Source organism: Streptomyces sp. NBC_01304, assembly GCF_035975855.1.
Taxonomy (GTDB): domain Bacteria; phylum Actinomycetota; class Actinomycetes; order Streptomycetales; family Streptomycetaceae; genus Streptomyces.
Map to the genome: position 1 here is coordinate 10,411,613 of NZ_CP109055.1, position 11,861 is coordinate 10,423,473.

An 11,861-nucleotide genomic window follows, 5' to 3' on the forward strand; every position below is an offset into this window, starting at 1 on the left:
GCCCGGTCCGACGAGCATCAAGGAAGAGCCGATGAGCTTTGCCCAGGTGAACCGCGACGCATCCGCCACCACGGCGACGGCCCAGGACATCGCCGGACTGCTGCGCACGATCCTCGCCGAACTCCTCGACGTGGGCCCGGACTCCGTGGCCGACGACCGGCCGCTGCGCGAGCTCGAACTGGACTCCGCGCAGCTCATGCGGCTCGCCGCCGAGGCCTCCCGGCGCCTGGACCGGCCGGTGCCCGGCTGGGCCGTGTGGCAGTACCCCACGGTGGCCGCCCTCGCCGGCTACCTGGCAGGCGAGGAGGCCCCCGCGCCCGCGAAGCCTACGCGGGCGCGCGCGGCGAGTGCCGCCGAACCCATCGCCATCGTCGGCCTCGGCTGCCGGCTGCCCGGCGGCATCGAGACGCCCGACGCGCTCTGGGAGAGCCTGCTCGGGGGCGTCGAAGCCGTCCGCGAAGTACCCGGGGACCGCTGGAACGCCCAGGAATGGCTCGACTCCGACATCCGCGCCCCCGGCCGGATGACCACCCGCTGGGGCGGATTCCTCGACGACGTCGCCGGCTTCGACGCCGAACTGTTCCGGATCTCGCCCACCGAGGCCCGGCACATGGACCCCCAGCAGCGCATGGCCCTCGAAACCACCTGGGCCGCCCTGGAGGACGCCCGCATCGTGCACGGGGACCTCGCGGGTTCCCGTACCGGCGTGTTCATCGGCACCATGGCGCAGGAGTACCACCTCGCCACGGGCGCCGACCCCGAAGCCATCGGCACCCACTCCGCGGTCGGCTGGGACAACTCGATCATCCCCGCCCGTATCGCCTACACCCTCGGCCTGCACGGCCCCGCCCTGGCCGTCGCCACCGCCTGCAGCTCCTCGCTGACCGCCACCCACCTGGCCGTCCAGAGCCTGCACAGCGGCGAGTCCGACCTCGCCCTCGCCGGCGGCGTCAACATCCTGCTGCACCCCCACACCACCGTCGCCATGACCAAGTTCGGCGGCATGAACCCCGACGGGCAGTGCCGCGCCTTCGACGCCGATGCCAACGGCTATGTACGGGGCGAGGGTTGCGGCGTCATCGTGCTGCGCCGCCTCTCCGACGCGCTCGCCGCCGGGGACCGGGTCTACGCCGTGATCCGGGGCAGCGCCGTCAACAACGACGGCGCCTCCAACGGCCTCACCGCGCCCAACCCCCGTGCCCAGGAAGCGGTGTTGCGGGCCGCCTGGCAGGCCGCGGGCATCGCCCCCAAGGACGTCTCCTACGTCGAGGCGCACGGCACCGGCACCCCGCTCGGCGACCCCGTCGAGGCGCAGGCCCTCGGCAGCGTCTTCGCCGAGGGACGCGAGGAACCGCTGCGGATCGGCTCCGCCAAGACCAACTTCGGCCACCTGGAACCCGCCGCGGGCGTCACCGGCCTGATCAAGACCGCGCTCGCCCTGCACCACGGCGAACTCCCCGCCAGCCTGCACTTCGACAACCCGAGCCCGCACATCGACTTCGACACCCACCGCCTCCAGGTCGTCGCCGGGCGCCAGGCCTGGCCCACCGCGGAACGCCGGTACGCGGGTGTCAGCGGCTTCGGCTTCGGCGGCACCAACGCCCATGTCGCCCTGGAGGAAGCCCCGTTCCGGCGCCGGCTGCTCGTACCGCTCGCCGAGGACAGCGACTCGGCGCTGCGCGAGTCCGCCGACGCACTCGCCGACCGGGCCCGGGCGGGCCACGCCTGGTACGCGCCCGAACTCCTCGGCGCCGGCACCGGCGACCACCGCGTGGTCGCCGCGATCACCCACCACGACCAGCTCGCCGACGCCCTGCACGACCGCATCGGCACCCGCCCCCCGACGCCCGCCGGCGGCCGCCCCGAACTCGCTTTCCTCTTCTCGGGACACGGCAGCCAGTGGCTCGGCATGGGCCGCGACCTGCTCGCCGAACCCGCCTTCCGCGCTGCCCTCGACGACTGCGACCGCGCCGTGCGCGAGGCCACCGGCTGGTCGGTCGTCGACGAACTCCTCGCCGACCGCGCCGAGTCCCGCCTCGACCGCACCGACGTCGTCGAGCCCGTCCTGTTCGCCCTGCAGGTCGCCCAGGCCAGGACCCTGCAGGCCTGGGGCCTCGAACCCGGCGTCGTCGTCGGCCAGAGCATCGGAGAGGTCGCCGCCGCCGTCATCGCGGGCGCGCTCCCGCTCGCCGAGGGCGCCCGCGTCATCAGCACCATGGCACAGCTGACCGCCGAGCGGATCTCCGGCCGCGGCGGCCTCCTCGCCGCCGAACTCTCTCCCGGCGACGCCGCCCGCGTGGTCGCCGAGGCCGGGGGAGACGCGGCCGTCGCGGGACATCTGGCCCCCGGCCAGGTCTGCCTCTCCGCGTCCCCGGACGTCATCGCCGCACTGGAGCGGACCCTGGCCGAGCGCGGCGTCCGTACCCACCGCGTCAACATCGACTTCGCCGCGCACAACCCGCAGATCGATGACCTCGGCCCCGAACTCCTGCGCCGCCTGGGCGCCGTGGAGACCCGACCCACGGCCGTGCCGCTGTGGTCCACCGTCACCAACGGGTTCATCGACGGTACGTCCCTCGACGCGTCCTACTGGCTGCGCAACATGCGGGAGACCTTCCTGCTCCCCGAGGCCGTGACCGCACTCGCCCGCGAGCGCGGACTGCGCATCGTGGAGATCGCCCCGCACCCGATCGTCCAGTACGGAGTCGAGCGCACCCTCCGGACGCGGCACGACGAGCGCTCCGCCGCCCTGGCCGCGGGCGACCGCCGCCGCCCGTCGCGCCACTGCCTGGAGGACGTCGCGGCACGCCTGTGGTGCGACGGCTTCGACATCGACTGGGGCGTCGTCTCCGGCCGCCCCAAGGAGCACACCTCGACGGCGCCGGTCGCCCTGACCGTGTCCGGGAAGACCGCCGCGGCCCGCGCCGAGAACGCGGCCCGCCTCGCCGGGCACCTGCGCGGCGCCTCCCGCGCGGCACTGCGCGACATCGCGTACACCGCCGCGAGCCGTCGCTCCCACCTCGAACAGCGAGCGGTGGCCGTCGCGGCCACGGCCGACGAGGCGGAACAGGCACTGCGCGCACTCGCCGCCGGGACACCCCACCCGGATGTGGTGGAAGGTGCCCTCGCCGAGGGCGAGTTGGCGGTGCTGTTCACCGGTCAGGGGAGCCAGCGAGTGGGGATGGGGCGTGGCCTCTACGTCGCCTTCCCGGTCTTCCAGGCCGCGTTCGACGAGGTCTGCGCGGCCGTCGATCCGCATCTGCGGGTGCCGCTGGCCGCGGTGGTGTTCGCGGATCCGGCAGGCGCGGATGCGGCGTTGGTGCAGGAGACGGAGTTCACGCAGCCCGCGTTGTTCGCGTTCGAGGTGGCGTTGTTCCGGTTGTGGGCTGCTTGGGGTGTGGAGCCTCGGGTGGTGGCCGGGCACTCGATCGGAGAGCTGGCCGCCGCGCATGTGGCTGGGGTGCTTTCGCTGGCTGATGCCGCTCAACTGGTCGCTGCACGCGGCCGGTTGATGCAGGCCTGCGAGACGGGCGGGGCGATGGCCTCGGTGGAGGCATCGGAGGCAGAGGTTCTGGAAGTCCTGGCCCGGCTGGACGGGCGCATCTCGATCTCCGGTCTGAACGGGCCGACGCAGACAGGCGTCAGTGGTGATGAGGCCGCCGTCTCGCAGGTGGTCGACCACTTCACGGCCATCGGGCGTCGTACGCGTCGTCTTGAGGTGTCCCACGCGTTCCACAGTCCGCACATGGACGCGATGCTCGCGGAGTACGAGACCGTGGCGCGGTCCTGCTCCTTCGTGGCGCCGCAGATCCCGCTCGTTTCGACGGTGACGGGCGAGTGGTTCGACACGGATCTGGCCGAGGGTCAGGGTCTTCGCGACCCCGGCTACTGGGTGCGTCAGGTCCGTGAGGCCGTACGTTTCCTCGACGCGATCGGCACCCTCGAACAGGCGGGCGTCGCAAGGTACTTGGAGTGCGGTCCGGCCGCCGTGCTCTCCGCGATGGCGGCAGGCTGCGTCACGGGTGAGGGCCGCGTCTTCATACCTTCGCAGCGCGCGGGCGATGCCCCCGACGAGTCGCGAGACCTGCTCCGCGCGCTGGGCACGCTGCACGTCGGCGGCGGGCAGGGCCTCGACTGGGCAAGGGTCTTCGAGGGTACGTCCCCGACCTTGGTCGACCTGCCGACGTACGCCTTCCAGCGCGAGCACTACTGGCTCGACGCGCCCGACCGCACGACGACACATGACACCAAGGGCACGGACGACGCCCTGTGGCAGGCCGTCGACAGCGGTGAGGCCGAGCGCCTCGGTGAACTGCTCGGCGTCACCGACACCTCGGCCGTCGCCACCCTCCTGCCCTACCTCGCCGACTGGCGCGCCCGGCGCGACCGCGCCGCCGACATCGCGGACTGGATGTACGAGGAGACCTGGGACCAACTCGCCACCCCCCGTACCGCCCCCGCCCTCGACGGCCACTGGCTCCTGGTGGCCCCCGCGATCGCCCAGAGCCTCGCCGACACCGTCGCCGCCGCACTGACCGAGGCGGGCGCACGTGCGCATGTGCTCGCCGCAGGCTGCGACCGCACCACGTACGCCACCCTGCTCGCGAACCTGAAGGGCACACTCGGCGACACCCCCTTCACCGGCGTCCTCGCCCTTACCCAGGCCGACGAGACCCCGCACCCGGACCACCCCGACACGACCACCGGTGCCGCCCAGACCCTCGCGCTCGTGCAGGCCCTCGGCGACGCCGCCGTACGCGCACCGCTGTGGCTCATCACCCGTGGCGCGGTCCAGGCGTACGCGGATGACCACGCGCCGCGCCCCGAGCAGGCCGGCGCCTGGGGACTCGGCCACGTCGTCGCCCTGGAACACGCCAACCGCTGGGGCGGCCTCATCGACCTCCCCGCCGACCCCGAGCAGGCAACCGCCGCAATGCAGCAGCTCGTTGCCGCCCTCGCGGCGCCGGGTGACCCGGAAGAGCACGTGGCGCTGCGCCCCGCCGGCCGCTTCGTGCGCAGACTGCGCCGGGCCGCCCCCGAGACCGCCCTGCGCCCCTGGTCCCCGCGCGGCACCGTACTGATCACCGGAGGCAGCGGAGCCCTCGCGGGCCATCTGGCACGCAGGCTCGCCGAGCACGGCGCCGAACACCTCGTCCTCGCATCCCGGCGCGGCCCCGACGCGGATGGCGCCACCGCACTCACCGAAGCCCTCGAAGCGGCCGGAGCCCGCGTCACGCTCGCCTCCTGCGACGTCACCGACCGGGACCAACTGGCCGTGCTGATCGCCGGGATCGACCGCGACGAGGCGCCGTTGCGCGCCGTCTTCCACACCGCGGGCACCCTCGACGACCGGCTGATCGACCGACTCGACACCGAAGCCCTCGCCGCGTCATCGGCACCCAAGCTGCGCGCCGCCAGGCTGCTGCACGAGGTCACCCTCGGCCACGACCTCGACGCCTTCGTCCTCTACTCCTCCGTCATCGGCGCACTCGGCAACGTAGGACAGGCCAACTACGCCATGGCCAACACCGCACTCGACGCCCTGGCCGCGCAGCTCAGGGCCGAAGGACGACCGGCCCTGAGCATCGGGTGGGGCCCCTGGGCCGACGGCGGCATGACGCACGGCGCCGCCGAGACCCAACTGCGCCGCATCGGCCTCGCCCCCATGGCCGTCGACCGGGCCCTGACCGCCCTCGACGCGGCGCTGGCGACGGGCCGTTCCACGGTGATCGCCCAGATCGACTGGGACCGGGCCGCCCCCACCTACACGGAGGGCAGGAACCGTCCGTTCCTGCGCGAGATACCGCAGGCACGCGCCGCACTGGAGCAGCACACCGCCGCAGCGTCGGACGCCGGGGCGAACCCCCTGCGCGAAACCCTCCTCGCCCTCGACGACCAGGACCGCGAGGCACAGCTGTGCGCCCTGCTCGCCGCCGAGGCCGCGGCCGTTCTCGGCGTGCGGAACCCCGAATCCCTGGACCCGGAGCGCGGGTTCAAGGATCTCGGCTTCGACTCGATGATGGCCGTGGACCTCGCCGAACGCGTTCAGCGGCGTACCGGCGTCAGCACTCCCAAGACCCTCATCTTCGACTGCCCCGACCTGCGCTCCGCCGCCCGGTGGCTGCTCGGCGAACTCGCTCCCGCACTCACTGCGGACGCCGCTACGGGGACGGATGTCGGTACGGGGACGGATGTCGGTACGCGTACGGATGTCGGTACGCGTGCGGGGGACGCCTCGACGAGTCGGCGTGGCGACGAGCCCCTGGCCATGGTCGGCGTCGGCCTGCGCATGCCCGGTGAGGCCCATGACCTCGAAAGCCTCTGGCAGGTGCTCGCCGAAGGCCGCGACACGGTCGCGACCGTTCCGGCCGACCGGTTCGACATCAACTCCTTCTACGACCCCGACCCGGACGCCGAGGGCAGGACGTACGCCCGGCATGCCTCCTTCCTCGGCGACGTAGCCTCGTTCGACGCGTCGTTCTTCGGCATCAGCCCGCGCGAGGCCGAACCGATGGACCCCCAGCACCGCCTGCTCCTCGAAGCGGCCTGGAACTCCCTGGAGCACGCCGGCATCCGCCCGCGCGACCTGCGCGACTCCCGCACCGGCGTCTTCGTCGGCGCGGGCGAGGGCGAGTACGGCAAGTACCGCCGCACCTCCGCCCCGGACACGTACACCCTGACCGGCGCCCTCTCCAGCTTCAACGCCGGCCGGCTCTCCTACCACCTGGGCCTCCAGGGCCCCGCCCTGTCCATCGACACGGCTTGCTCGTCCTCCCTGGTCGCCCTGCACCTCGCCTGCGAGGCCCTGCGCAACGACGAGTGCGAACTCGCCCTCGCGGGCGGCGTCCAAGTACTCGCCGATCCCGGCATGTTCGTGGCGCTCAGCCGCTCGCACGCCCTGTCGCCCGACGGCCGCAGCAAGACCTTCTCCGCCGACGCCGACGGATACGGGCGCGGCGAGGGCGTCGGCGTCATCGCCGTCATGCGCCTGTCCGACGCGATCGCCCAGGGCCGGAACATCCTCGGCGTCATCCGCGCCACTGCCGTCAACCACGACGGCGCCAGCAGCGGCATCACCGCGCCCAACGGCACCTCCCAGCAGAAGGTCATCCGCGCCGCGCTGCGGTCGGCCGGACTGGCCGCCACGGACGTCGACTACGTCGAGTGCCACGGCACCGGAACGTCCCTCGGCGACCCGATCGAGGTCCAGGCCCTCGACGCCGTCTACGGCAAGGGCCGGGAGCCCGGCCGGGAACTCGGGATCGGCACCGCGAAGAGCGTCGTCGGCCACCTGGAGTCGGCCGCCGGCATCGCCGGAGTCTGCAAGATGCTCGCCTCCTTCCAGCACGACGCCCTGCCGGCCACGCTGCGCAGCACACCGCGCAACCCCAACATCGCGTGGGACGACCTCTCGGTGCACGTCGTCGACGAACTCACGCCCTGGGCGCGGACGGAGGGGCGTCCGCGTCGCGCCGGCGTGTCGTCGTTCGGGCTCAGCGGTACGAACGCCCACGTGATCGTGGAGGAGCCGCCGGTCCGCGAGGCGAGCGGGGTCGGGGCCGATGCCGTGCCCTCGGCGGGGTCGGGCCCGGTGCCGGTGGTGGTGTCCGGGCAGGGCGAGCAGGCGCTGCGTGAGCAGGCGGGGCGTTGGGCGTCGTGGCTGGAGGGCCGGGAGGACATCTCGCCGGCCGATGTGGCGTTGACGGCGGCTCGGCATCGCTCGCATTTGGAGTCGCGGGCGAGTGTCGTGGCTTCGGATCTGGCCGGTCTGGTGGCGGGGCTGCGGTCGGTGGCTGAGGGGCGGGCTGATGATGCGGTGGTGACGGGGGTGGCTGCTCGGCGTGGCCGGGTGGTGTTTGTCTATCCGGGTCAGGGTTCGCAGTGGGTGGGGATGGGGCGTGAACTTCTCGCTGAGAGTGAGGTGTTCGCGGCCACGATCGATGCGTGTGATGCGGCGCTCGCGCCGTTCACGGGTTGGTCGGTGCGTGAGGTGTTGGCGGGGGAGGAGGGTGATCATCCGCCGTTCGACCGGGTGGATGTGGTGCAGCCTGCGCTGTTCGCGATGGGTGTGGGCCTGTCGGCGTTGTGGCGGTCGTTGGGGGTGGAACCGGCTGCCGTTGTCGGTCATTCGCAGGGCGAGGTTGTTGCCGGTGTGGTGAGCGGTGCTCTCACTTTGGAGCAGGGGGCGCAGATCGTGGCCCGTCGCTCCAAGGCGGTCCTTGCGTGCGCCGGTCAGGGTGGGATGGCGTTGATCGAGCGTCCTGTGGCGCAGGTTGAGGAGTTCCTGGCCCCGTACGGTGATGCGCTGTCGGTGGCGGCGGTGAACACGGCTGGTTCGACGGTGATTTCGGGTCAGGCTGCAGAGCTGGACGCGCTGGTGGCGGATCTTCAGGCGCAGGATGTGTACGCCCGGAAGATCAACGTGGATTACGCGTCGCACAACGCCCAGATGGACCCGTTGTTGCCTGCCCTCGCGGAGGACTTCGCGGGCATCGTGCCCAGGGCCACGGACATCGCCTTCTACTCGACGGTGACCGGCCAGATCGCGGAGGGTGCGGAGCTGGACGGCGCGTACTGGTGCCGCAACCTCCGTGAGCGGGTCCGCTTCGACCAGGCGCTGACCCGGCTCCTGGAGGACCGGCACACGGTCTTCGTGGAAATGTCCGCACACCCGGTCCTGTCCATGCCGCTCACGGACGGCAGCGCCGAGCACGGCGGCATCGTCGTCGGCTCCCTCGCCCGCGACAAGGGCGACAGGGCCCAACTCCTGCGCAACGTAGGCCTGTTGCACACCCAAGGCCACACCATCGACTGGGACCGCGTCCTGAACACCGGCCCGGAAATGACCCCGGCCCTGGTCCCGCTCCCCACCTACGCCTTCCAACGCGAGCACTACTGGACCGACGCCCCCAGGCCCACCGGCGACGCCACATCCCTCGGCATGGACTCCTCGCCGCACCAGTGGCTGGGGGCCGTCACCCCGCTCGCCGACGGGGACAGCCATCTCCTCACCGGGCGCCTCTCCCGCGACGACCACCCGTGGCTGGACGACCACGTGCTCTTCGGCGAGACAGTCGTCCCCGGCACCGGCCTGCTGGAGCTCGCGACCGCCGCCGCCCACGAGGTCGACGCGGCGGGCGTCGCCGAGCTGACCCTGGCCGAACCGTTGGTGATCAATGAGGCGGTACGTCTCCAGATCACCGTGGGAGCGTCCACGGACGGCCGCCGCCCGCTCACGATCCACAGCCGCCCGGAGAGCTCCCGTGAGGCCTGGACCCGGCACGCGAGCGGTGAACTCTTCGACTCGGCGGCCGACGTTCCCGCCGCCGGGGGCACCACCGGGGCCGGGGCCGACGCCTTCGCCGAACTGGCGCAGTGGCCGGTATCCGGTGCCGAACAGGTCCAACTGGGCGGAATCTACGACCGGTTCGGCGCCCAGGGCATCGACTACGGCCCCACTTTCCGCGGCCTGACCGAACTGTGGCGCAAGGGCAACTCCGCCTACGGCCTCGTACGCCTCCCGGAACCGGGCGCGGGCGCCGACTACAACGTGCACCCGGCACTCCTCGACACCGCCCTGCACGTGATGAAGGGCGTCACGGCAGGTCAGCAGGAACCCGACGGGGCGCTGTTGCCCTTCGAGTGGAGCGACGTGCGGCTGTACGCCGCGGGCAGCGGCGAGCTGCGGATCCGGATCGACGTCGAGCCCGCGCCCTCCGAAGCCGGACAGTCGATCAAGGCCTGGGCCGTCGACGCGGCCGGTGAGCCCGTCGTACGGATCGGCGGACTGCATCTGCGCCGGGCCACGGCGGACCAGCTGCGGGCCGCGCTCACCCCCGGCGCCGACGACCTGCACCGGCTCGCGTTCACCCCGCTCCCGGCCGCCGCGCCCGGTGCGGGTGCCACGGCGGACATCCTGCTCAACGGCACGGGACAGTTCGCGGCCGCCCTCGGCGCCGAGCACCTGACCGCGCTGGACGCGCTCACGGCGAGGCTCGACGCGGGCACGACCGCCCCCGCCCGGATCGTCGTCGACATGACGGGCCGGCCGCCCTTCTACAGCGCGCCCGAAGCCGCGTACAACGCCACGGAACACGCACTCGCCCTGCTCCAGGGCCTGCTCGCCGACGAGCGCCTCGCGTCGACGGAGCTCGTCTGGGTCACCCGGGGCAGCGTCGCCGCGGCCGACGACGACCAGCTCGACGGCCTGCCGTACGCACCGCTGTGGGGACTGCTCCGCTGTGCGCGCGCCGAACACGACGAGCGCACCCTGCGTCTGGTGGACCTCGGCCCGGACGACGCCGACCGGGAGCTGCTGCCCACCGCCGTCGCCACCACCGGCGAACCGGAAATCGCGGTACGCGAGGGCCAGTTGCTGACCGCCCGCCTCGTCCGCGCCGACGCGGCGCAGCAGGACAATGCCGTACGCTCCCTCGACCCGCAGGGCACGGTCCTCATCACCGGGGGCACCGGCGAGCTCGGCCGGGAAGTGGCCCGGCACCTGGTGCGCCGCCACGGCGTCCGGCACCTCGTCCTCACCTCGCGGCGCGGCGCCGAAGCCCCCGGCGCCACGGAACTCGTCCGGCAACTCACCGACGAGGGCGCCGAATCCGTACGCGTCGAAGCCTGCGACGCGGCCCGCCGCGACCAGCTCGCCAAGGTCCTCGCCCTCGCCGGGCCCGACCGTCCCTGGACCGCGGTCCTGCACCTCGCCGGCATCTTGGACGACGGCGTCGTGGTCGCCCAGACCGCGGACCGCCTCGACCGGGTGATGGCGCCGAAGGTGCGGGGCGCCTGCTACCTGGCCGAGCTGACCGCGGAACTCGACCTCGCGGCCCTCATGTTCTTCTCGTCCGCGGCCGGCACCGTCGGCACCGCGGGCCAGAGCGTGTACGCCGCCGCTAACACCTATCTCGACGCCTTCGCGGCACGCCTGCGGGCCCAGGGCCGCCCCGCCGCCAGCCTCGCCTGGGGCCTGTGGCAGCAGGCCGGCATCGGCCTCACCGCGGACCTCGGCCGGACCGAGATCGAGCGGCTCCGCAGGCAGGGCATCGCCCCGCTGCCGTTCGACACCGGCCTGCGGCTGCTCGACGCCGTACTCGCCCGCCCCGCCGACAACTTCGTACCGGCAAAGCTCGATCTGCGTGCCGCCCAGCGGGAGTTGGACCAGGGACGTGACGCTCCCGCCCTGTTCCGGGCCCTCGTGAAGCCCCCGCTGCGCCGGGCGGGCGGCGCAGCCACCGAACAGCGCTCCTTGCGCGACCAGCTGCTCGCCACCGCGCCCGACCGGCGTCAGGAGCAGGCGACGGACCTGGTGCTGCGCGAAGTCGCCGCCGTGCTCGGCCTCGCGGGCGCCGGGGCGCTCGCCCCGGACCAGGTTCTCAAGGAGCTCGGCCTCGACTCGCTGATGGCGGTGGAGCTGCGCCGCCGCCTGTCCGCGGCGACCGGCCTCTCGCTGCCCGCGACGCTGGCCTTCGACCACCCGACGCCCGAGCACATCGCCCGGCTGATCATCGGCAAGATGGACCTGCCGACGGGCATCGGTACGACCGCCGCTGCGGGTGTCGGCGGGGCGACCGGATCCGGTGCTGCCGGGGCCGCCGCCGGGTCCGACGGACTCGCTGAGATCGCGGGCGCCGCCGGTGCGCAGCAGCAGCCGCAGGACGAGCGGTCGGTCGACGAACTCAGCGCGGAACTCGACGCGTTCCTGGCGGAGGCCGGCATCGACGGCCTCGACTGAGACGACGCTCTCGGCGGCCTCCGCCGAGGCGCGACGACACCGCCCCGCCACCTTCCGGCCCCGGAGCCCCCGCCTCGACACGAGGCGGGGGCCTTCGGCATGCCTGCCGCACCTCCAGATG

The 11,861-nt window shown here is 73.1% G+C and carries 1 protein-coding gene; it reads left to right on the top strand.

Translation table 11 applies throughout. The annotated features are described in order from the left end of the window. Positions 1 to 31: 31 nt before the first annotated feature. Positions 32 to 11,740, top strand: coding sequence for an SDR family NAD(P)-dependent oxidoreductase (locus tag OG430_RS46640; RefSeq protein ID WP_327358802.1), 11,709 nt, complete (start codon positions 32 to 34; stop codon positions 11,738 to 11,740). Positions 11,741 to 11,861: the final 121 nt, after the last annotated feature.